Annotated in this window: 18 protein-coding genes; 8 read left to right on the forward strand and 10 right to left on the reverse strand. The window is 70.9% G+C overall.

The window, feature by feature from the left end; genetic code table 11:
- The first annotated feature begins 38 nt into the window (after positions 1–38).
- Both ACFW6B_RS07855 and ACFW6B_RS07860 read left to right on the forward strand, forming a co-directional pair.
- Entirely contained in the window at positions 39–2,156 is a 2,118-nt protein-coding gene (locus tag ACFW6B_RS07855) for a hypothetical protein (protein WP_386593133.1), read from the forward strand.
- Positions 2,156–3,694 (forward strand): ABC transporter substrate-binding protein, encoded by a 1,539-nt coding sequence (locus ACFW6B_RS07860; RefSeq protein ID WP_386593135.1) that lies wholly within the window; start codon positions 2,156–2,158, stop codon positions 3,692–3,694. Before ACFW6B_RS07855 ends, ACFW6B_RS07860 begins: the two co-directional genes overlap by 1 nt.
- Before the next feature lie 80 nt (positions 3,695–3,774).
- Here ACFW6B_RS07860 and ccsB read toward each other — a convergent pair whose 3' ends face one another.
- The 7 genes from ccsB to hemL form a co-directional block, all read right to left on the reverse strand.
- Entirely contained in the window at positions 3,775–4,890 is a 1,116-nt protein-coding gene (ccsB, locus tag ACFW6B_RS07865; protein WP_386593137.1) for a c-type cytochrome biogenesis protein CcsB, read from the reverse strand.
- Complete coding sequence (locus ACFW6B_RS07870) at positions 4,887–6,713, reverse strand: cytochrome c biogenesis protein ResB (RefSeq protein WP_386593138.1); 1,827 nt, start codon at positions 6,711–6,713, stop codon at positions 4,887–4,889. The genes ccsB and ACFW6B_RS07870 overlap by 4 nt, the downstream gene beginning before the upstream one ends.
- A 3-nt stretch (positions 6,714–6,716) precedes the next feature.
- Positions 6,717–7,454 (reverse strand): cytochrome c biogenesis CcdA family protein, encoded by a 738-nt coding sequence (locus tag ACFW6B_RS07875; RefSeq protein WP_386593188.1) that lies wholly within the window; start codon positions 7,452–7,454, stop codon positions 6,717–6,719.
- Positions 7,455–7,504: 50 nt separating this feature from the next.
- Positions 7,505–8,122, reverse strand: a complete 618-nt coding sequence (locus ACFW6B_RS07880) for a TlpA family protein disulfide reductase (RefSeq protein ID WP_386593140.1) — start codon at positions 8,120–8,122, stop codon at positions 7,505–7,507.
- A gap of 66 nt (positions 8,123–8,188) precedes the next feature.
- Positions 8,189–9,451: a hypothetical protein gene (locus tag ACFW6B_RS07885; protein ID WP_386593142.1), complete on the reverse strand. Its 1,263-nt coding sequence runs from the start codon at positions 9,449–9,451 to the stop codon at positions 8,189–8,191.
- Between the two features lie 151 nt (positions 9,452–9,602).
- Positions 9,603–10,304, reverse strand: a complete 702-nt coding sequence (locus tag ACFW6B_RS07890) for a histidine phosphatase family protein (protein WP_386593144.1) — start codon at positions 10,302–10,304, stop codon at positions 9,603–9,605.
- Positions 10,301–11,617: a glutamate-1-semialdehyde 2,1-aminomutase gene (hemL, locus tag ACFW6B_RS07895; protein ID WP_386593146.1), complete on the reverse strand. Its 1,317-nt coding sequence runs from the start codon at positions 11,615–11,617 to the stop codon at positions 10,301–10,303. The genes ACFW6B_RS07890 and hemL overlap by 4 nt, the downstream gene beginning before the upstream one ends.
- Before the next feature lie 580 nt (positions 11,618–12,197).
- Between hemL and ACFW6B_RS07900 the strand changes: the two genes are divergently transcribed.
- Entirely contained in the window at positions 12,198–12,635 is a 438-nt protein-coding gene (locus ACFW6B_RS07900) for a hypothetical protein (protein WP_019061278.1), read from the forward strand.
- Between the two features lie 124 nt (positions 12,636–12,759).
- Here ACFW6B_RS07900 and ACFW6B_RS07905 read toward each other — a convergent pair whose 3' ends face one another.
- Complete coding sequence (locus ACFW6B_RS07905; RefSeq protein WP_386593149.1) at positions 12,760–13,497, reverse strand: SDR family NAD(P)-dependent oxidoreductase; 738 nt, start codon at positions 13,495–13,497, stop codon at positions 12,760–12,762.
- 505 nt (positions 13,498–14,002) lie between these two features.
- Between ACFW6B_RS07905 and ACFW6B_RS07910 the strand changes: the two genes are divergently transcribed.
- Together ACFW6B_RS07910 and ACFW6B_RS07915 are read left to right on the forward strand one after the other, a co-directional pair.
- Positions 14,003–14,764 carry a hypothetical protein gene (locus ACFW6B_RS07910; protein ID WP_386593151.1) on the forward strand — a complete coding sequence of 254 codons (762 nt, stop codon included), beginning with the start codon at positions 14,003–14,005 and terminating at the stop codon, positions 14,762–14,764.
- A gap of 163 nt (positions 14,765–14,927) precedes the next feature.
- Positions 14,928–15,626 carry a class F sortase gene (locus tag ACFW6B_RS07915; RefSeq protein ID WP_386593153.1) on the forward strand — a complete coding sequence of 233 codons (699 nt, stop codon included), beginning with the start codon at positions 14,928–14,930 and terminating at the stop codon, positions 15,624–15,626.
- Positions 15,627–15,643: 17 nt separating this feature from the next.
- Here ACFW6B_RS07915 and ACFW6B_RS07920 read toward each other — a convergent pair whose 3' ends face one another.
- Positions 15,644–16,036 carry a hypothetical protein gene (locus ACFW6B_RS07920; RefSeq protein WP_386593155.1) on the reverse strand — a complete coding sequence of 131 codons (393 nt, stop codon included), beginning with the start codon at positions 16,034–16,036 and terminating at the stop codon, positions 15,644–15,646.
- 105 nt (positions 16,037–16,141) lie between these two features.
- Complete coding sequence (locus tag ACFW6B_RS07925) at positions 16,142–17,005, reverse strand: peptidase inhibitor family I36 protein (RefSeq protein ID WP_386593157.1); 864 nt, start codon at positions 17,003–17,005, stop codon at positions 16,142–16,144.
- Positions 17,006–17,618: 613 nt separating this feature from the next.
- On the opposite strand from ACFW6B_RS07925, the gene ACFW6B_RS07930 reads away from it, so the two are divergent.
- From ACFW6B_RS07930 to ACFW6B_RS07940, 3 genes are all read left to right on the forward strand, one after another.
- Complete coding sequence (locus tag ACFW6B_RS07930) at positions 17,619–19,580, forward strand: amino acid transporter (RefSeq protein WP_386593160.1); 1,962 nt, start codon at positions 17,619–17,621, stop codon at positions 19,578–19,580.
- A gap of 112 nt (positions 19,581–19,692) precedes the next feature.
- Positions 19,693–20,418: a response regulator transcription factor gene (locus ACFW6B_RS07935; RefSeq protein ID WP_386593162.1), complete on the forward strand. Its 726-nt coding sequence runs from the start codon at positions 19,693–19,695 to the stop codon at positions 20,416–20,418.
- Between the two features lie 21 nt (positions 20,419–20,439).
- On the forward strand, positions 20,440–21,897 hold the full coding sequence (locus tag ACFW6B_RS07940) for an ATP-binding protein (protein ID WP_386593190.1): 1,458 nt from the start codon (positions 20,440–20,442) through the stop codon (positions 21,895–21,897).
- The last annotated feature ends 110 nt before the right edge of the window (positions 21,898–22,007 follow it).

Raw genomic sequence — 22,007 nt, forward strand, 5'->3', positions numbered from 1 at the left:
TACGGAATGGACCGGACCGCGGACCAGGGGGAGATGCGGTGCACACAGGGCTGCACGGCCGGGGGGCGCTCTTCGACACCGATCCGCCCGGACTCGCGTCACGACTGGTCGGCCTGCGTCCGTACCAGCTCCGCGCCACCCCGTACGAACACCCCGAGGAACCGCCCTTCGTGGTCTTCGCGGGCGGCCGGGGACTGGGGAAGACCGCCGTACTCCTCGCCCTGCGCGACGCCTACCGCGGGCACACGCCCGTCGCCCTGGTCGACGGCGAGGACCGGCAGTTCGACGCGCCGCCCCCGGACCGTCCGGCCGAGTCCTGGTCACCGGTGGGACAGGCGCTCACCACGGCCGCGGAACAGCTCGCCGAACCGGTGAAGGGCGCGGGCCGGATCGGCTTCCCGCGGCTGTCGTCCGGACTGCTGGCCGTGGCGGCGGGCGGCTGGAGCGACCGCGACGTGCCGCGCATCCGGCAGGAGGCGGAGCGCATCCTGCTGCTGACCGAGACCGAGTCCTGGCTGTCGGGGTTCGCGGGACGCTGGGTGAGCAAGGTGATCTCCAAGCTCGTCGCGTCGACGAGCGGGACCGGCCCGGTGGTGGAACCCATCATCGAAGCGACCCTGGAGGCCTTCACGGAGGGCGTCTCCCCGGCCCACCGCCGGCTGCGCAGGGCCGCCGGCTGGTACCGCGACTACCCGAACGCCGGCGGCAGCCCCAAGCTCGCGCTGATCCTGCTCTCCCGGCACTTCCGGGCGGGCGGCGACTCCCGCAGACACGCCGAACGCCATCTCGTACGGGCCCTGCTGGCCGACCTCGACGACGCGTACGCGGGCGTCGTCCAGCGCTCCCACCGGCGCGGGCGCCCCGTCCTGCTGATCGACAACGTCCAGGAACCGGCGGGCCTCGGACTGCTGGAGCCGGTCCTGCGCGACCGCGCCGACGGCATCAAGGACCAGGCCGTGTTCTTCGCCGCGCTACGGGGCCACGCGCATCCGGCGCTGCGCAACGCGGGCCGCCTCGCGCTGTCCGAGACGGCCCGGTCCACCGGCTGGCGGCCCGGCACCTCCCCGTCCTCGCGGGCCCTGCTCGTCCCGCTGCCGCCGCTGACCCCCGACGACACCCTGCACATCATGGACACCGCGTCCGGCGGCCTCGGCACCGGACCCGCCCCGGCCGCCGTCCCGCCCCAACTCCCGCACGCCACGCACCGGCTGACCGGCGGCAGCCCGCTCGGCATCACCCTGCTGGCCGCCTCGGTCCGGCAGAACCCGCCCGAAGACGCCGCCTCGCTCGGCACGCTGCTCACCGCCGACATCGCCCCGCACGAGGACCAGGCCGGCCGCCCCGCCTATCAGGAACTCCTCGGCCGGCTCGTCCCCGGCGGCCGGCTCGACGAACTGACCGTGCTGGCCGCGGCCCACGACCGCGACTCGGCGTGCTCGCTCGCCCAGTCGCGACTGCCGGAGGACTTCGGCGCGTCCGGCGTCCTGGACCTGGAGGAACGGCTCGCGTCGGAGGGCTGGGCGACGGCGGCCGGGCAGTTCGTCGGCGACCCGTTCCTGCGCGCGCTCCTCCTGCTCAGGCTCCACCACGACGGCGCCGACCACGCAGGATGGCGGGCGGTGCACCGCGCCCTCGTCGACCACTACCAGGACCTGGGCCGGACCTCCCCGGCGGACAGCGACCGCTACCGACTGCACCACGAACTCGCCCTCGGAAAAGCCGACTTCGCGGTGGCCCATCTACGCGACACCTTTCCCGGCTCCGACACCCGCGACTGGCTGTCCGCCCTGCTCTTCATCGCCTCCGCGCCCTACTACCACGCCCACGGTCCGGACGGCCGCGACTTCGAGGGCCCCGACCACCGCGCCTCCGTCGCCCTCGGCCGCACGGACGCCGCGCACCACCCTCCGGAGGGCGTGGACGCCGTACTGCACCTGCGGGTACGGCGGTTGCTGCACGCGGTGTGGCAGCTCACGGACCCCCTGGTGCTGCCGGACCCGAGGGTGGCCGAGCGGCTGCGCTTCGAACTGGAACAGCTCTCGAACCTGCGGCCCGCGGGCAACGCCCTGCTGTGGCGGGCCTCGCGGGACTGGCCCTCGGACGTCCTGGCCGGACGTCCGCTGCGCGTACCGGACGACGAGGACGGAGGACGGTGATGGCGCGCTTATGGGTGTGGCTGCGCGAGGACATCTGGGAGATTCGTTTCCGCAGGTATGTGGCGCTAACGCTCGCGGCCGCCCTCGTGGGCCTCGGCGTGTGGGGCGGCATGACGGCCGCAAAGACGGACCGGTCGTGCGCGCCGGGGGTCGTCCAGCCCGAGGACGGCGACGAGTGCGTGGGCGTCTCCTGGACCGATTACTCCTTCGGACGTTCGCGGTTCGCCGAGACCGTCCGGGCGATCGACCGCGAGAACCACCGCCTGAAGCCCGGCAGTTACGTCACCGTCGCCCTGCTCGAACCCTTCACCGCGACCGACGCCGACAACCTCGCCGACACCCTTCACGAGATCCAGGGCGCCTATCTGGCGCAGTACCAGGCCAACCACGACACGACCGGGCTGAAGCCGAAGATCCGGCTCGTCCTCGCCAACCCCGGTGCCACCGGGGCCTCCTGGCGGCACACGGTCGACCAGCTCGACCGGATGACCAGAAGCCCTGACCGGCTGCGCGCGGTGACCGGGGTCGGCCTGAGCACCGAGAACAACAGGAAGGCGGTCGCGGAACTCACCAGGCGGGGCATCCCGGTGATCGGAAGTTCGATCACCGCCGACAGCCTCGCCAACGGGCAGGACGGCAAGGACCCCTTCCCGGGACTCGCCCGGGTCTCGCCCACCAACACCGACGAGGCACGCGCCCTCGCCTCCTTCGCCAAGGTGTCGGCCACCAACGCCTTCCTGGTCTACGACCGGACCGGCGACCCCTACACGCGCACGCTCCAGGCGTCCTTCGAGAAGATGCTCAAGAGCGCGCGGTCCCAGCCGTTCACCCCGCCCGCCGACCGCAGCGAGGAGGGAACCACCGCCAACGTCTTCGCGCAGATCGTCAACATCCTGTGCAACACCCCGAAGACCACGAACACCGTCCTGTTCGCCGGCCGGCACACCCAGCTGCGGCAGTTCATCAACGCGCTCGGCGCCCGGGGCTGCTCCGACCGCCGCTTCACCGTGCTCACCGGCGACGAGGGCTCGTACCTCGCGGGCGACGAGGACCTCGACCCGGCCGCCCTGAAGGACCCGCTGCTGACCGTGCGCTACACGGCCCTCGCCCACCCCGACGCCTGGATGAAGGACGGCGCGCGGACCGGCGGCAGCGCGGCCGACGCGAAGGTGCTCCAGCGGCTGCTGGCCGACGCCGTGCGTGAGCCGGTCGGCCCCATCGGCCCGGTCTCCCTCGACGACGGCCAGCTGATCATCGCGTACGACGCCATGCGGCTCGCCGTGCGCGGCATCCGCGGGGCCTCGCCGACCGGGCGGATCCCCGCGCTCGCGGACGTCGGACTCCAGTGGCCCCAGGTGAAGGGCGCGCAGCTCCGGGTGAACGGGGCGAGCGGGTGGATCTGTCTGGACATCCACGGGAACCCGTACGACAAGGCCGTGCCGATCGTGGAGCTGACCCGTGAGAGCCGCGCCCGCTTCGTGAGGATCGCCTGGCCGGACGGGAAACCGCCGGCGGCCCAGTGCCTGCCGCCGTCCTAGGACGGCGGCCGTGCGGCCGGGAAAGGGAACGGCCTCCGTGACAGGAGTCACGGAGGCCGTTCTGTACGGGTCCGGGCGGGTCAGACGTCCGCGTAGGCGTGCTTGCCGCCACCGAAGAGGTTGATGCCGTAGTAGTTGAACAGCCAGCAGCCGAAGGCGATCAGGGCGATGTAGGCGGCCTTGCGGCCCTTCCAGCCCGCCGTGGCGCGCGCGTGCAGGTAGCAGGCGTAGGCGACCCAGGTGATGAACGCCCAGGTCTCCTTGGGGTCCCAGCCCCAGTAGCGGCCCCAGGCGTCGCCCGCCCAGATCGCGCCCGCGATGATCGTGAAGGTCCACAGCGGGAAGACGGCGGCGTTGACGCGGTAGGAGAACTTGTCGAGCGAGGCCGAGGCGGGCAGCCGTTCCATGACGGAGGTGGCGAACCGGCCGGGCGTCCCGCCGTTCACGAGCTTGTTCTCGTACGAGTCCTTGAAGAGGTACAGCCCCGCGCTGACGGCGCCCACGTAGAAGACGGCGCCGCACAGGATCGCGGTCGAGACGTGGATGTACAGCCAGTACGAGTGCAGCGCGGGGACCAGCTGGTCGCTCGCGGTGTACAGGACGGTGACGGCGAGACCGAGGTCGAGCAGGACCGAGGTGATCAGCGGGAGGCCGAGCCAGCGGACGTTCTTCTTCAGCGCGAGCAGGACCAGGAAGACCCCGACGGCGACGGTGGAGAAGGTGATGTTGAACTCGTACATGTTGCCCCAGGGGGCACGCCGCACGGACAGGGCGCGGGCGACCACACCGGCCGCCTCGAGACCCCAGGCCAGCACGCTGAGGGAGACGGCGATCCGCCCGTAGAGGTCGCCCTGCTCGTCCCCGCCGTGCGCTCCGGGACCGTCGGGCACGTCCCGCGCGCCGGCCGCGGACCGGGTGACGACCTCGGGCCGCTCCAGCACGGTGGTCCCGCCGGCCTTGCGCGTGGTGACCGCGGGGGCCGCCGCCTTCGCGCCGTTCGCGGTGAGCGCCTCGGCGGTGCGGGCGACCTTGCTGCGGCTGCCGAAGAGCCATTCGGCGATGAACGCGAAGAAGGCCAGGGTGTAGACGGCCATCGCGGAGTAGATCAGCGTGTTGCTGAGGTCGGCGAGGTGTTCGTTGGTCGCGGTGGCCAGTTGGGTCACGGCGCCCAGGTCGTGTGCGGTGGCGAGCGTCACTGCTTCTCGGCCCCTTCGGCTGCGGGTACGGGGGGTTCGGCGTCGGCGTCGGTGGGTGCGGCGTCCTCGTCGGACGTGGTGGGCGCCTGTTCGTGCACGAGCGCGGCCAGGTCGCCGAGCTCCTCGGGAAGCTTCGCGGACTCGCTGCGGCCGAGCCCGGCCATCTCGACGACGGTGACGCCGTCGTCTCCGGTGGTCGCCCGCACCCAGACGCGGCGGCGCTGGATGAACAGCGAACCGGCGAGTCCGAGGATCGCGGCGAACGCCCCGGCCAGCGCCCAGTCACTGCCGGGCTGCTGGGTGATCTGGAAGTTGGCCCACTCCTTGATGTCCTTGTCGAAGGTGATCGACCCGGCACCGTCCGGCAGCGTCATCGTCTCGCCCGGCCGCAGCCGCGCCTTGAGGATCTCGCCCTTGGCGTCCTTGAACTGCTTCATGTGGGACGTGTCGAGCTGGTAAACGTTCTGCGGGAGGCCCGCGTCGACGCCGAGGCTGCCGTGGAAGCCGCTCAGCGCGAGCACGGGGTAGTCCAGCGCGGGGAACTGGGAGAACATGTCGCCCTTGCCCGCCCCGGCGAAGGTCGGTACGAAGAAGGCGGAGAAGCCGAGCTGTTCGCTCTTGCCCCGCGCGTTCCTGTAGCCGTCCATGACCTTGACGGCGCCCTGCGAGGTGACGTTGGAGTCGAGCGGCAGCATCGGCACGGCGTTGCGGAAGACGACCTCGCCCTTGCCGTCGCGGACGGTCACGGTGGGCGCGTAGCCGTGGGCGGTCAGGTAGACCTTCGTGTCGCCGATCTCCAGCGGTTCGTTGACCTTGACGAGCGTCTTGCGCTCCTTGCCGTAGGCGCCCTCGCTGTAGGTGATCGCCGCCTGGTACGTGCGGGGCGTGCCCTTGTTGGGGCCGGTCCGCTCGTAGGTGCCGGTGAAGTCCTTCAGGTCGAAGCTGAACGGTGTCAGGTCGTCGGTGCTGAAGAGGTTGCCGGACTTGAAGTCGTCGTAGGACAGGAGCGCGTTGGCGAAGCCGTCGCCCTCGACGACGAGCTTGTCGCCCTCGGACCGGAAGAGCTGGCCCCAGGCGAAGGCGACGAGCATCACGATCAGCGCTACGTGGAAGACCAGGTTGCCGGCCTCGCGCAGGTAACCCTTCTCGGCGGCGACGGCGTCCTTGTCGACGTGCGCCCGGAACCGCTTGGCCTTGAGCACCTGGAGCGCGGCCTCGCGGACCTGCTCGGGCGCGGCCGCGGTGCGCCAGGTCGTGTACGCGGGCAGCCGGGTCAGCCGGCTGGGGGCGCCCGGCGGACGGCCCCGGAACTGTCCGACGAACTGCCAGGTGCGCGGCACGATGCAGCCGATGAGCGAGACGAACAGCAGGATGTAGATCGCGGAGAACCACACCGAGCCGTACACGTGGAACAGTCCGAGCCGGTCGTAGAGCGGGCCGAGCACGCTGTGCGCGTCCTTGAACGCCTGCACCTTCGCGGCGTCGGTGCCGGACTGCGGGATCAGCGATCCGGGGATGGCGCCGAGCGACAGCAGGAAGAGCAGGATCAGCGCGACCCGCATCGACGTGAGCTGGCGCCAGATCCAGCGGCCCCAGCCGGTGATCTCACGGACGGTCCAGGCGAGCCGGCCGAGGGCACCGGGGGCGCGCGCGCCGCCGAAGGAGCCGGGCATCGCCGTCTCCACGGGCGCGGTGGACAGCTGCGACCCGGCCTCGTCGATCTCGCGGGCGTCCAGCGCCTCCCGGGAGACGAGGACGTCCTCGCCGGCCGGCTCGCCGGCGCCGGCCGGACCGGTGGTCTTGCCGGTGTCAGTGCTGCTCATGGGTCAGATCCCTACCGTGAAACCGTTGGACCAGGTCTGCATCTGCTGCACGATGCCGTCCCAGGCACCGGTGAGCAGGAGGAGGCCGGTCACGATCATCATTCCGCCGCCGATCCGCATCACCCAGGCGTAGTGGCGCTTGACCCAGCCGAACGCGCCGAGGGCCTTGCGGAAGGCGACGGCGGCGAGGACGAAGGGCACTCCCAGACCGAGACAGTAGGCGACCGTCAGTATGGCCCCGCGCCCGGCGCTCGCCTGGTCCATGGAGAGCATGGTGACGGAGGTGAGCGTCGGGCCGAGGCACGGCGTCCAGCCGATGCCGAAGAGGGCGCCCAGTATCGGCGCCCCCGCGAGCCCGGTCACCGGCCGCTTGTGGAAGCGGAACTCGCGCTGGGTGAGCCAGGGCATCAGGCCCATGAAGAAGACGCCCATGAGGATCATCAGCGCGCCGAGGACCTTGCTGAGCGTCCCGTTGTACTCGTGCAGCGTCGAGCCGAAGTATCCGAACAGGGCCCCGCCGGAGACGAACACGGCGGTGAAGCCGAGCACGAACAGGCTCGCCCCCGCGACCATCCGCCCCCGTCGGGCCTCGGCCAGGTCCGTGCCGCTGACCCCGGTGACGTACGACAGGTAGCCGGGGACGAGCGGCAGGACGCAGGGGGAGAAGAAGGAGACGAGCCCGCCGAGCACGGCGACGGGCAGCGCGAGCAGCAGGGCGCCGCTGTAGACCGTGGTGTTCATGCCGGTCGAGGCGGCGAGGTCCGTGGTCGTCTGGAGGAGGGCCACGCCGGTCACTTCTCCGCGAGGACGGGGTCGAGCATCTCGTGCAGCTTGTCCTCGCTGAGCGCCTGCAGCGTACGGGCGGCGATCTTCCCGTCCCGGTCGATGACGATCGTGGAGGGGATCGTCTGCGGGTTGAGCGTGCCCTTCTTGAAGCGGAGCATCAGTTTGCCCGTCGGGTCGTACAGGCTGGGGTACGGGACGTTCTGTTCCTTCTCGAACGCCCTGGGCAGATCGGTGTTGCCGTCACGGGTGTTGATGCCGACGAACTGCACGCCCTTGTCGGCGGTGTCCTTGGCGACCTTGACGAGGTTGGGCGTCTCGGCGCGGCACGGCGGGCACCAGGAGCCCCACACGTTGAGGACGACGACCTTGCCCTTGTAGTCCGCGACGTCGAGCGGCTTGCCGTCGAGGGTCTTGCCCGAGAGGTCCGGGGCGGCGTCCCTGGACCCCTTGGCGACGGTGGAGATCCCGTCCTTGCCGGGGACGAAGCCGCTGTCGCCCGCGCCGCCCGCGGTGCCGCCGGAGGTGCACGCGGACAGCACGAGCGCGGCAACGGCGGCCCCCGCGGTGTACAGGACGACGCGGGGGCGGTTCGGGCGCTGGTCTGCGCGGCAGGCGGCACTCATGTGAAAAGTTTCGCATGCCCGTTTCGGGGATCTTCCGCACCCCCCGTGCGGGCGGAAACCCGCATTTCAGGCGGCCTGCCCCCGGAGGTAGCGGTGCCAGCCGCCGACGGGCTCCTCGGCCACGTCCATCGCCTGGAGCTTCGACAGCACCTCGGGCCGCTGGACGTCCAGCCAGTCCACGAACTGCCGGAAGGAGACCATGCGCACGTCGCCCCCCTTCTGCTTCTCGCGGGCGACGTGGGTGAGGACGTGCTCGACGGCGTCCATGTAGATGCCGCCGTTCCACTCCTCGAAGTGGTTGCCGATGAAGAAGGGCGCCCGGTTCGTCTCGTACGCCCGCTTGAATCCCGCCACGTACGACTCGGACGCCTGGGTGCGCCAGCCCGGGTAGTTGTGCGAGGGCGCCCGGGTGGTGGCGACCGACTGGTTGGCGAGGATGTTGTAGTCCATGGAGAGGACCTCGAAGCGGTGCCCGGGGAAGGGCATCGCCTGCAGGGGCAGGTCCCACAGGCCCGACCTCTTCCGGGGCCAGCGCTGGACACCGCCGGGCGAGGAGGCGTCGTAGCGCCAGCCGAGCTTCTTGGCGGCGGGCAGCAGGTTGTCCTGCCCGAGCAGGCACGGGGTGCGGGCGCCGATGAGCTCCTTCTCGTAGTCGAAGGGCAGCGGGGGCAGGTCGGTCCAGCCCGTGTTGGTGCGCCACTCGGTGACGAAGGACTTGGCCTGCTCGATCTCGCTGGTCCACTGCCGGGCCGTCCAGTTGCCGACCGAGCCGGAGCCGCCGCAGAAGTGGCCGTTGAAGTGGGTGCCGATCTCGTGGCCGTCGAGCCAGGCCTGACGGATCATCTTCACGGTGGAGCGGACGTGGTCGTCGGTGAGGTAGCCGATGTCCGAGGCGCCGCGGGGGTTGTTCGGCGGGTCGTAGAGGCGCTTCTTCGACTCGGGCAGCATGTACAGGCCGGAGAGGAAGAACGTCATGTGCGCGTCGTTCTCGCGGGCGAGCTGGAGGAAGCGGTCGAAGAGGCCGGTGCCGACCTCGCCGGCTCCGTCCCAGGAGAAGACCACGAACTGCGGCGGGGTCTCGCCGGGTTCCAGCGGTACGGGGGCCTCCGGCTGGTGCGGCTGCTTGCCGGTGTAGGCGGTGGAACCGTCGCCGATGAGACGCGCGGCCGGCTTCTTCGGGGCGCCGGGGCGGCCGGTGCCGGGCTTGGCGGAGCCCTTAGGGTGCCGCGGGGCCTCCTTGGCCGGGGTGGTACCGCACGCGGCGAGTCCGAGCGCGGTCGCCGCACCCGCACCGAGGCCGATCATTCCTCTTCGGCTGACGTCGCGCATACGGTCCTCTTTTCATCGCACCCTCTCAGCTGACTCTCAGCTTGTATCCCATGAGAGGGCACGACGAAGACGGGGGTTCCGTTTAACGCGCTGCGACTTATACGATTTTACGAATATGCGCCCATTTGGACCGGCCCTTCGCTCCTTCTGGTCAGGCCCCGAACGCCTTGCTCTTGCCCTGCACCGGCTTGGCGCCCGCGAGGAGATGAGCCGGAACCAGGTCGCGCGCGGGCTCGGTGTAGCCCACGGACACGATCTTGTCGCCGCGGTAGGTGAACGTGGTCAGCGACGCCAGGGTGCACTGCCGCTTGCGCGGGTCGTGCCACAGCCGCCGCTTCTCCGCGTAGCTGCGGACGATCCAGATCGGCAGCTGATGGCTCACCAGCACCGCCTCGTGACCGCGCGCGGCGTCCTTGGCGGCGTCCAGCGCGCCCATCATGCGGACGACCTGGTCCACGTACGGCTCGCCCCAGGACGGCTTGAAGGGGTTGACGAGGTGCTTCCAGTTCTCCGGCCGCCGCAGCGCGCCGTCCCCGACGCCGAAGGTCTTGCCCTGGAAGACGTTGTCGGCCTCGATGAGCCGCCCGTCGGTCGCCAGGTCGAGCCCGTGGGCCTTCGCGATCGGCGTGGCCGTCTCCTGCGCCCGCTCCAGCGGGGAGGCCACGACGTGCGTGACATCGCGCGAGCCGAGGTGCTCGGCCACCCGGTCGGCCATCTGCCGCCCCAGCTCGGACAGGTGGTACCCGGGCAGCCGCCCGTAGAGCACCCCCTCCGGGTTGGCGACCTCGCCGTGCCGCATCAGGTGGACGACGGTGATGTCCCCCGCGCCGTTCTTTCCGGTGGTCTCGCTCATGCCGTGGCCTCCGCCGCTGCCCGTGCCGCCGCCGGAAGGGCGTCGGCGATCCTCTGAACCGCCTGGTCGTCATGGGCCGTCGACACGAACCACGACTCGAACGAGGACGGCGGCAGGTAGACACCCTGCGCCAGCATCGAGTGGAAGAACGCGGTGTAGCGGAAGGACTCCTGCGCCTTCGCGTCCTCGTAGTCGCGCACCTCACGCCCCGTGAAGAAGACGGAGAACATGTTGGAGGCGCTCTGCAGACGGTGGGTGACACCCTCCTTGGCGAGCGCCTCGGTCACCAGCGCCTGGATCCGCGCCGACACCGCGTCGACCTTGTCGTACGCGGCCTGGTCCAGCAGCCGCAGCTGCGCGAGCCCGGCGGCGGTGGCGACGGGATTGCCCGAGAGCGTGCCCGCCTGGTACACCGGCCCGGCCGGCGCGAGGTGCGCCATCACGTCCGCGCGACCGCCGAACGCGGCCGCGGGGAAGCCGCCGCCCATCACCTTGCCGAAGGTCATCAGGTCGGGACGCACGCCGTCGATCCCGTACCAGCCGGCCCTGCTGGTGCGGAAGCCGGTCATCACCTCGTCGGAGATGTAGAGGGCGCCGTTCTTCGCGCAGGCGTCCTTGAGGCCCTGGTTGAAACCGGGCGCCGGCGGCACCACACCCATGTTGCCGGGCGATGCCTCGGTGATCACACAGGCGATCTCCCCGGGGTGCGCGTGGAACGCGGCCTGCACGGCCTCCAGGTCGTTGTAGGGCAGGACGATGGTGTCGGCGGCCTGGGCGCCGGTGACGCCGGGGGTGTCGGGCAGCGCGAAGGTCGCGACCCCGCTGCCCGCCGCGGCGAGCAGCGAGTCGACGTGGCCGTGGTAGCAGCCGGCGAACTTGATCACCTTCGTGCGCCGGGTGAACCCGCGGGCCAGCCGGATCGCCGACATGGTCGCCTCGGTGCCGCTGGAGACGAGCCGGACCTGCTCGACGGGCTCGACGCGGGCGACGATCTCCTCGGCGAGGACGACCTCTCCCTCACCGGGCGTGCCGAAGGACGTACCGCGCGCGACGGCCTCCTGGACGGCGGCGATGACCTCGGGACGGGAGTGCCCGAGGATCATCGGACCCCAGGAGCAGACGAGGTCGACGTATTCACGCCCGTCCGCGTCGGTCAGGTACGGTCCGGTACCGGACACCATGAACCGGGGCGTACCGCCCACGGCCCGGAAGGCGCGCACCGGAGAATTCACGCCACCTGGCGTGACGGCCGCCGCACGGTCGAACAGCGACTGCGAGGCTGGGGCTTCGTAGGGATAAGGCAGTTCGGTCATGACCTGCGACGTCTCCGACTCCGGGGGGCTAGTGACCTCCTCAGGGTAGGCCAGGGGCCCCGGTGGGCCGTGAGGGGAAGAGCGGGACACCGTGAACGGACGGCCCCGGCTCGACGTACGGCTGCACAAGAGGAATGATCCCGGCCATCGCCGGGCCGGTGTGACGGAGCCCGGCGGGACAACCGGGTCCCCTTCCCCGGCCATCTGCGAAACTGGGACCACGAACGGACAGCTCACATGAACAACGGTGTTCAGGGGCCGCGAAGATCCCGCGGGCGGGTGTTTCGGCACGCACGTTTCGTCGTGCGACCGTGGGGGAGGTCACTGTCACGATGATCGGGTTGCGTGGCGGGGGTCGCGCGACTTAGAAAAGCAGTCGGGTGGAGATATGCATCGCGGTGGACTGGGCGAGGGGACCGATGACCTCAACCCTCGGCGTGCCCGGCGGGGGAAGCACCGGCGTGAGGCGGAGGAAGCGGCCGGCAGAGCCGGTCAGGTACAGGGATCGCAGGGTGACCCTGACGAACGGATCGATCACGCGGTCGAACGGCTGCGGGCTGAGAGCGGGAATGGTGGCCGAGTGGGGGTGACGTACAAATACTTCGGAGCGCCCGACGGCGCGACGGCCGCCAGGGTCCCGATCTCGATGCGCCCCGAGGAGCTCGGCGGCGACGAGCTCGGCATGAACGGCATGTTCACCAAGATCAAGCCGGAGACGATGGCCGCGATGGTCCTCACCGGCATAGAAGGCGTCCCCCTGAACAAGGTGCCGCCGCTGGAGCTCGTCGTCCTGCACCCCGACTACGCCGTGGTCAAGCTCCCGATGACCGTCGTCGACCCGCTGCGCGGCATAGGCGAGGAGGCCGTGGGCGCGGCCGCCTTCATATGGTCCACCGTCCCCGACCGGGGCGGCCCGCGGGACGCGTTCAACGTCTACCAGCTCCTGCACGAGTGGCAGGACTTCTCCCACCGCCTCCACGAGGCGGGGCACCAGCCGTACTGCCTGGTGTGGCCCTGATCCGGGGCTCCTGAGACAACGGGCGGGGTTCTTGGACCCCGCCTCTTTCATGTCCCGGGGACGACCGTGGGCGATCACACGCCCGGGAGCGGAGCACCGGGGACCACCGGCTGGTGCCGCGGCCCTAGAGCCCGCCCGAGACCCGCAGGACCGCGCCCGTCGTGTACGAGGCGTCGTCCGACAGGAGCCAGGCCACCGCGCCGGAGATCTCCTCCGGCCGGCCCGCGCGGCCCATGGGGATCACGGCCGCCACCTTGGCCGGGCGCTGCGGGTCCTCGTGGAAGTCGGTCCAGAGCGTGCCCGGCGCGACACAGTTCACACGGATGCCGTCGGCCGCCACCTCCTTGGCCAGGCCGACGGTCAGGGTGTCGACGGCCGCCTTCGCCGCCGCGTAGTGGACGTACTGCCCCGGACCGCCGAGGGTCGCCGCGGCGGACGAGATGTTGACGATCGCGCCCCCGCCGGACGCCGTCATCTCCCGCACCGCGCGGCGCGCGCAGAGCAGGTAGCCGAGGACGTTGACCCCGAGGGCGTCCCGCATGCCTTCGGGGTCGGCGTCGGCCAGGGGCCCGTTGGGTCCGCTGACGCCCGCGTTGTTCACCAGTCCGGTGACCGGACCGAGTTCGGCGACGGCCGTGTCGAAGAGCGCGTCGACCGCGGCGGGGTCGGAGGTGTCCACGGCCACCGGCAGACAGCGCCGGCCCGCCTCCGCCACGGCGCCGGCCACCTCCTCGGCCGCCTCACGGTTCGACCGGTAGCCGATGACGAGGTCGTGCCCCTCCAGGGCCAGCCGCCGGCAGACGGCCGCGCCGATACCGCGACTGCCGCCGGTCACCACCGTGATCTTCCGCCGGTTCCCCATGATCACCTCTCATCAGGACGTGAGCCCTCAGTGTGACGTCGGACGGCGCTCATCGGTGCGACGGCATGACCTCGTCCATGGACCTCCTCCTGATCTTCCCCCGCGCCCGGGACGGGAACCACCGGGACAAGAGCCGCCGGGACAACGGGATCTGACGGTCCGGGACAACAGGACCTGACGGTCCGGAACAACGGCGGATCCGTCGGCGGGCGCCTCGCACGGCCCATCCGGCGAAGCAGACGTGTCGCCGCCGATCGGGTCATGCGTGAAGCACCCCGTGGGGCGGGTCCGCTCGGGACGAGAGCGGCGAACCGGCAGGTCAGAGCGGCTGGGCCCTGCCGGGGCCTTCACCGGGACGACCGGCGGACGGGGCCCCGGCCGTAGGCCGGGTGAGCCTCCCGGGTGGTGCGCCGGGCTCATCGGATTGACGGTTGATCACGTCGCACCGGGTTTTCGCCTGCTGACAAGAGGTCAGCAACCTGGTTCTGACGGAAGGACTTCGACGATGCGATCTGCCCGCATGTTCCTGGCCGCAGCGACGGCCACCGCCGCTCTCGCGATCGGCGCCCCGGGCGCGTACGCCGTCACGGCCGGTGACTGGGACCACAGCGACTCCTCCTCTTCCTCCTCCAAGGAGCAGGAAGACTCCGGTTACGGCAAGGAGCAGAAGGAGGAGAAGGGCTCCGGCTACGGCAAGGAGCAGGAAGAGCAGAAGGACTCCGGCTACGGCAAGCAGGAGGAGCAGAAGGACTCCGGGTACGGCAAGGAGGAGGAGCAGAAGGACTCCGGGTACGGCAAGGAAGAAGAAGAGTCCGGGTACGGCAAGGAGGAGCCCGTCAAGGAGGAGCCGGTCAAGGAGGAGCCCAGCAAGGAGGAGCCCGGCAAGCCCAGCTGGCACCACCACCACCCGAAGCCGGAAGGCGGCGTGCACACCGGCGGCGGCGCGCTGATGTCCGTCAAGACGGACGACTCCGCCAAGGACGACAAGAAGTACGACCCGGAGACCTACAAGGACAAGGACTCCTCCAGCGGCAGCGGCTCCTGGGGCTCCGGGACGGACAAGGGCTCGTGGGACTCGGGCAGCAAGGGCTCGTGGGACTCGGGCAGCAAGGAGTCCGAGGGCCGGCCGCACGGCGGCGTCCACACCGGTGGCGGCGGTCTCGCCACGTCGTCCGGTATCACCGCCGGCGGAGTGGGTGTCCTGGGCCTCGCGGCGGCGGGCGTGTACATGATGCGCCGTAGAAGCTCCGAGGGTGGTGCGTCCTGACCATGTCCGACGACATATCTGCCGACATAGCGGTCCGGGCCGTCATCCCCTCACCCCATGGCGGCCCGGCCGGTCGCTCGTCCGGCCTCCGCGGCGCTCGCCGCTTCCCACACTGTTCCCGCCCAGTCCGATCCGCTGCCCCGACCCGATGAGGTGGTGCCCGATGGCAGCCCGGTTGTCCTCTCCCGCCGAGACCCCGCACACGTCACCCGAGCGGTCCCTCCGGCGCCGTGTGACGTGGGTCGTGTGGTGCGCCGGCATCGCGGTCCTGCTGAGCACGAACGTGCTGCACCGCCAGGACGAATCGTCCGGCCCCTCCCCCGCGTCCCCCGCCGCGGCGGCCCCCGCGCAGTCGCGCGCGCCCCTGTCGTCGGCCTCTCCCTCGAACGACCGCCCGGCCGCGAAGCACCTCCCGCGGTCCCGGCCGACCCGGCTGCGCATCCCGAAGATCTCGGTGGACGCGCCCTTCACCGACCTCGCCATCGACGCCACGGGAAAGCTCCAGCCCCCGCCCCCGGACGACACGAACCTGGTCGGCTGGTACGCCAAGGGCGTGTCCCCCGGTGAGACGGGAACGGCGATCATCGCCGGGCACGTCGACACGAAGACCTCCGCCGCCGTTTTCGCCGGTCTCGGAGGTCTGGAGAAGGGCGACACGTTCAGCGTCGAGCGGTCCGACGGGCGGACGGCGTCCTTCGTGGTCGACAGCGCGGAGACCTACGCGAAGAACGCCTTCCCCGACGACAAGGTGTACGCCGACACCGCCGACGCCGAGGTCCGCCTCATCACCTGTGCCGGCACCTACGACCGCGCCGCCAAGGACTACACCGACAACCTGGTGGTCTTCGCCCATCTCGTCTGACCGGGCGAGCGGTCCGGCTAGCGCGTCGTGAGCGGGTCGCCGTAGACGTTGTAGACGGTCACCGAGGCCGTATCGCCCTTGCTCTTCGCGTAGGCGCGGTAGGCCGCGGCGACCTTCTCCGCCTTGCCGACGGCGCCGTCCTCGGCGCCGATGTCGGTGGAGATCAGGGCGTGGCCGTCGGCGCGTTCCTGGATGCGCTCGACGTCCTCGGTGACCTGCGCGAGGTGATGGGCCTTGCCGTAGTCGCGCAGCGCCTTCGCGCTGGACTCCATGTCCGCGCTGTCGCCGGTCGCGGGGAACTCCTCCGGGATCGCCGACTCCTTGGAGGCCTCACTGGTGCAGGCCGTGGCCAGCAGGCACGCGGTGAGGACGGGAAGGGCCATGAGGGTGCCGGCACGGCGGATGATCACGATCTTCTCCTTGTGGGGGAAACGGCGGGGGCCCGGTCGGGCCCCCGCCGTCAGAGGTGGACCGTCGGGGTCGGGTCGGTACCCGTCGGGTCAGTGCTCGTCAGGTCAGTACTTGATGGCGTCGACCTTGTCGTTCCAGTTGCCGCCGCCCGAGATCCAGGGATAGTCGTAGTTCTTGAAGTTCTTGTAGAGCGAGTATCCGGCGCCCAGGAACAGGTGCGGGTCCGGCATTCCCGTGCGGATGTCGTAGCACTCGACACCCCGCTGCGGGCGGTTGACGTAGGCACTCGACGTCTTGTCCCTGAAGCCCCACTCGGAGAGGTGGCGCGTCTTGGCGGTGGCGTGGGTCGGGAACTTCAGCATGCGGCCCTTGTAGCCGGCGTCCTCCCACAAGCACACGGTGTTCGCCGGGCAGGCCGTGTACAGCTTGGAGATGAAACCGGAGCCGGGACCGCTCCCCTCGGCCGGGTCGGGGGCCGCCGTGGTGCCGCCGCCGTCACCGGTGGCGTCGTCGGTGTAGTCGTCGCCCGTGTCGTCGTCGGCCGGGGCGGCGGCCGGACGGGCCGCGGCGGTCATCCCGGACTTCGCGCTCCGCTCGGCCTTCCTGCCGCTCCCGCGCGCGGCCGAAGCGTGCGCCTCGCCCGATCCGGCCGCGTCTTCGTTGGACTCCTCGACGGAGTCCCAGCACTTGGCCTTGCCCGTGTCCGGGTCCTCCCCGCAGACCTCGGCGCCCTGCCAGCCCTCGGCGAGGTTGATCTTCTTCCCGTTGTAGTCGGCTATGACGCCGCCGTTCGTGTCCTCGTCGGCGAGGGCGCCGTGCAGCCGGGTCTCCTCACCGGGGGTCAGCAGACCGGACACCGCCTTGGTCCCGGTGGACGAGGTGCCGTGGCCGAGGGTGGCTGCGGTCGCCGGCGTGGACATCATGGCCGCGGTCACGGCAGCGATTCCGATATAGATCATTTTGCGCATGAACCTGACCATATAGTCATGGACATGATTATTTTCTGAGAAAGTGAGCACATCGGAGTGATCGTCGTCACCCGGGGTGTCCACCCCCTGCCGGAGAGCCACCCGGTCACTCCCGCAAGACGGTCAGACGGGCCGTCAGGTCACCTGGGGGACATGTGAGTTGAGTCACCGTTCATCACCCCGTAGGCCACAAGTCCCCCGAGTGCGACGACATCGGGGCGCACTGGGCGTCACCGGGCGGTCGGGGCGTCACCGGGCGGGGCTTCGCGGACGCGCCCCGGGCCCGCGTCCCGCCACACGATCCGGACGGCAGGCCCTAACCCGTCACCCGACGGATCCGGCCACCCTTGACGCCTCCCATACGGGGCACACCGCACCTTTGACGCGCCCCTTACGGGGCGGGCGCACCGGCGGGCGGCCAGGCCTCCGAACGGGCTACGGCCGCCTCGCGCCGGACGCTCTCGTGATGCGCGACCAGCAGGTATTAACGCAAGCTTGACGCCTGAGGCCCCTGGACGCCCGGGCTCGTGAATCGCTCTCTGCCTACGCTGATGGGCGCCGTCTCCACGATGGCCAAAACCGTTCGACGAGACGTACGTCAGGAGAGTCACCGATGGCCAGCACCGAGCCCGCCCCGCCGAGCCGCTTGCGGGCGTGGATGCTGGAAGGCCTGTCCGACATCAGCAAGGGCAAGGGCCGCCGGCTGCCGCAGCCGGCCGCCGAACCCACGCCCGTGCACAAGGGGCAGCGCTGGTGGCGCGTCATGTGCCTGACCGGCGTCGACTACTTCTCCACCCTCGGCTACCAGCCCGGCATCGCCGCCCTCGCGGCCGGACTGCTGTCCCCCGTGGCGACCGTCGTGCTCGTCATCGTCACCCTGGCGGGCGCACTGCCCGTCTACCGCCGGGTCTCGCAGGAGAGCTCGCGCGGCGAGGGCTCCATCGCGATGCTGGAACGCCTGCTCTCCTTCTGGAAGGGCAAGCTGTTCGTCCTCACCCTGCTCGGCTTCGCCGCCACCGACTTCCTGATCACCATCACCCTCTCGGCGGCCGACGCCTCCACCCACCTGGTGGAGAACCCCCACCTGAACAGCGCCCTGCACGACAAACAGATGGTGATCACCCTGTTCCTGGTGGCCCTGCTGGGCGCCGTCTTCCTCAAGGGCTTCCTGGAGGCGATCGGCGTCGCGGTCGTCCTGGTGGGCATCTACCTCGGCCTCAACGTCGTCGTCGCCGTGGCGGGAGTCTGGGAGGTCGTCACCCACGAGACCCTCGTCACCGACTGGACCACCGCGCTGACCGCCGAACACGGCAACGTCTTCGCCATGATCGGCGTCTCCCTGCTGGTCTTCCCGAAACTCGCGCTCGGCCTGTCCGGCTTCGAGACCGGAGTCGCGGTCATGCCGCACGTCAAGGGCGACCCGTCCGACACCGAGGACAAGCCCGCCGGACGCATCCGCGACACCAAGAAGCTCCTGACCACCGCCGCCGTGATCATGAGCGTCTTCCTGATCGTCACCAGCCTCATCACCACCGTGCTGATCCCCGAGAAGGAGTTCGAGCCGGGCGGCCAGGCCAACGGCCGCGCCCTCGCCTACCTCGCCCACGAGTACCTCGGCAACGCCTTCGGCACGGTCTACGACATCTCCACCATCTGCATCCTGTGGTTCGCCGGCGCCTCCGCCATGGCCGGGCTCCTCAACCTCATGCCGCGCTACCTCCCGCGCTACGGCATGGCCCCCCACTGGGCCCGCGCCGTCCGCCCCATGGTGATCGTCTTCACCCTGATCGCGTTCCTGGTCACCTGGCTCTTCGACGCCGACGTCGACGCCCAGGGCGGCGCGTACGCGACCGGTGTCCTCGTCCTGATCAGCTCCGCCGCCATCGCCGTCACCATCGCCGCCCGCAAGGCCCGCCAGAAACACTGGACCATCGCCTTCGCGGTCATCTCGGCCGTCTTCCTCTACACGACCGTCGTCAACATCATCGAACGCCCCGACGGTGTGAAGATCGGCGCCTGCTTCATCGCCGGCATCATCACGGTCTCCCTGCTCTCCCGGCTCGCCCGGGCCTTCGAGCTGCGGGTGACCAGCATGACCATGGACGACATGGCCGAACGGTTCGTACGGGACATCGCGAGCCGGCGGATGCGCTTCATCGCCAACGAGCCCGACAAGCGCGACATCACCGAGTACCGCGAGAAGATCGAGCAGATCCGCGCCGACCACGACCTCCCGCCCCAGGAGGACTTCGTGTTCCTGGAGGTCACCGTCCGCGACCCCTCCGAGTTCGAGTCCGTCCTGAACGTACGCGGCGAGGTCATGCACGGCCGCTACCGCGTCCTGACCCTGGAGTCCGCCTCCATCCCCAACGCCCTCGCCACCCTGCTCCTCTACGTGCGCGACACCACCGGCGGCACCCCGCACATCTACTTCGAGTGGACCGAGGGCAACCCCTTCACCAACTTCCTGCGCTTCTTCCTCTTCGGCCAGGGCGAGGTCGCCCCCGTCACCCGGGAGGTCCTGCGCGAGGCCGAACCCGACCGGGCGCGCCGGCCACGGGTGCACGTCGGCTGAACCCACGGGTGCACGTACGACACTCCGGAACGAAGTGAGAGGCCGGTAAGAAGGCCCGTCACCGAGCCGCCCGCCGGACCGCGCGCGGCCGACGGCTTGGCAGACTGGGCGAGTGCCCCAGAACGTACTGCTCGCCGAGGACGACCGCGCCATCCGCCACGCCCTGGAAAGGGCGCTGACACTGGAGGGCTACCAGGTGACGGCCGTGGCCGACGGGGTGGAGGCACTGGCCCAGGCCCACCGCACCCCGCCGGACGTCCTCGTCCTCGACGTCATGATGCCCGGCATCGACGGCCTCCAGGTGTGCCGCGTGCTGCGCGCCGAGGGCGACCGCACACCGATCCTGATGCTCACCGCGCTCGTCGAGACCGCCGACCGCATCGCCGGCCTCGACGCGGGCGCCGACGACTACGTCGTCAAGCCGTTCGACGTCGAGGAGGTCTTCGCCCGGCTGCGCGCCCTGCTGCGCCGCACCGGGAGCGGCACCTTCGACGAGGACCCCCCGGCACCCGCGCCCCGGGAACCCCTCGCCTCCGGCGCGCAGATCTCCGCGGCCGGGCTGCGCATGGACGTCCGGGCCCGCCGGGCCTGGCGCGGCCGGCGCGAACTGGAGCTGACCCGGACCGAGTTCGAGCTCCTCGAACTGCTCGTCCGCAACACGGGCACCGTCCTCGACCACTCCACCATCTACGACCGGATCTGGGGCTACGACTTCGGCCCCGGCTCCAAGAACCTCGCCGTGTACGTGGGCTACCTGCGGCGCAAGCTCGACGAGCCGGGCGCTCCGGCGCTGATCCACACCGTACGGGGCGTGGGGTACGTCCTGAGGGAGGACTGAGTGCGCCGACGGCTGCGGCGGATGTCCTCGCTGCGGACCACCTTCACCGTGTCCTTCGCCGCCGTCGCCGCCGCCGTCACGGTCCTCGTCGGGTTCCTGAGCTACGACGCCGCGGCCCGGCTGGTGCGGGTCGACCAGCAGACCGTCTTCGCCGAGGTGGTGCAGGACCTGCGCGACCAGGTCCGTGAACACCCCTTCCACACCGACGACTTCACCTCCTCCGGCCCGCACCGCCAAGGGCCCCTCGACGACATCATCAGGCCCAGCCGCACCGACGTGCAGGTGCTCGGGCCGGACGGTTCGGTCGTCGACGAGGGCGTCTCCCCCCTGCCCGTGGACGGCCACGACCGGACGGTCGCCGGCGGCGCCGCCGCGGGCGCGCTGGCCGAGCACAAGGACGTCGACGTCGGCGGCGACCGCTACCGGGTGGCGACCGTCTCGCTCGGCGGCGGACGGGGTGCCGTGCAGGTCGCCCAGCAGTTCAGCGACACCGAGGACCTCCTCCGGGAGCTCCAGCAGCGGACGGTGCTCCTCGTCGGGGCCGTCGTGACCGCCGCCGGGCTGTTCGGCTGGTGGCTGGCCCGGCGCATCACCCGGCGCCTGGTGCGGCTCGCCGGGGCCGCCGAGGACGTCGCGCGCACCGGACGTCTCGGCATCCAGGTGCCCGTCACCGGACACGACGAAGTCGCCCGGCTGGGACGGTCCTTCGACCGGATGCTCGGACGGCTCGCCCAGTCCGAGGAGGACCAGCGGCGCCTGGTCCAGGACGCGGGACACGAACTCCGTACGCCGCTGACCTCCCTGCGCACGAACATCTCGATGCTCCGCCGGATCGACGAGCTTCCGCCCGACGCCCGTGAGGAACTCGTCGCCGACCTGGCGCTGGAGTCCCGGGAACTGACCGACCTGGTCAACGAACTGGTCGCCCTCGCGGCCGGGCAGTCGGACACCGAGCCCGTACGGCGGCTCGACCTCGCCGAACTCGCCGAGGACGTCGCGGTCGTCGCGCGCCGCCGCACCGGACGGGACGTCACCGTCCGGGTCTCCGGCGACACGGTGGTCGAGGGCCGCCCGAGCGCCCTGCAGCGCGCGGTCTCCAACCTCGTGGAGAACGCGGCCAAGTTCGACCGGGGCGGAACGGCGCCGATCGAGGTCGTGGTGACGGGCCCGACCGCGCGGCCACCGTCGCCCGACTCCCCCTCGGGTCCTCCGGTCACCACGGGCTCGGTCGACCGTCTCGAACCGGTGCGCGTCGAGGTGTCGGACCGGGGGCCCGGCATCGGTGACGACGACCTCGCGCGTGTCTTCGACCGCTTCTACCGGACCGCCGACGCCCGCAGCCTCCCCGGCTCGGGGCTCGGTCTGTCGATCGTGCGCGAGGTCTCCGCGGCCCACGGAGGCAGCCCGTTCGCCCACCCCCGGGAGGGGGGTGGCACAGTGATCGGCTTCACGGTGGAGGGCACGCGTCCGATCGGCTGAGGCACCTGCGGACCGGGCCGGTGGGGGGGGGCGGGGCCGTGCCGGTACATCCGCCCGTCGCCGTTGGACGGAGATGTGACCGTCGGTGGCGACGGGCATGTGATGTACCG

The sequence above is a fragment of the Streptomyces sp. NPDC058751 genome, from assembly GCF_042746485.1.
Classification (GTDB): Bacteria; Actinomycetota; Actinomycetes; order Streptomycetales; family Streptomycetaceae; genus Streptomyces.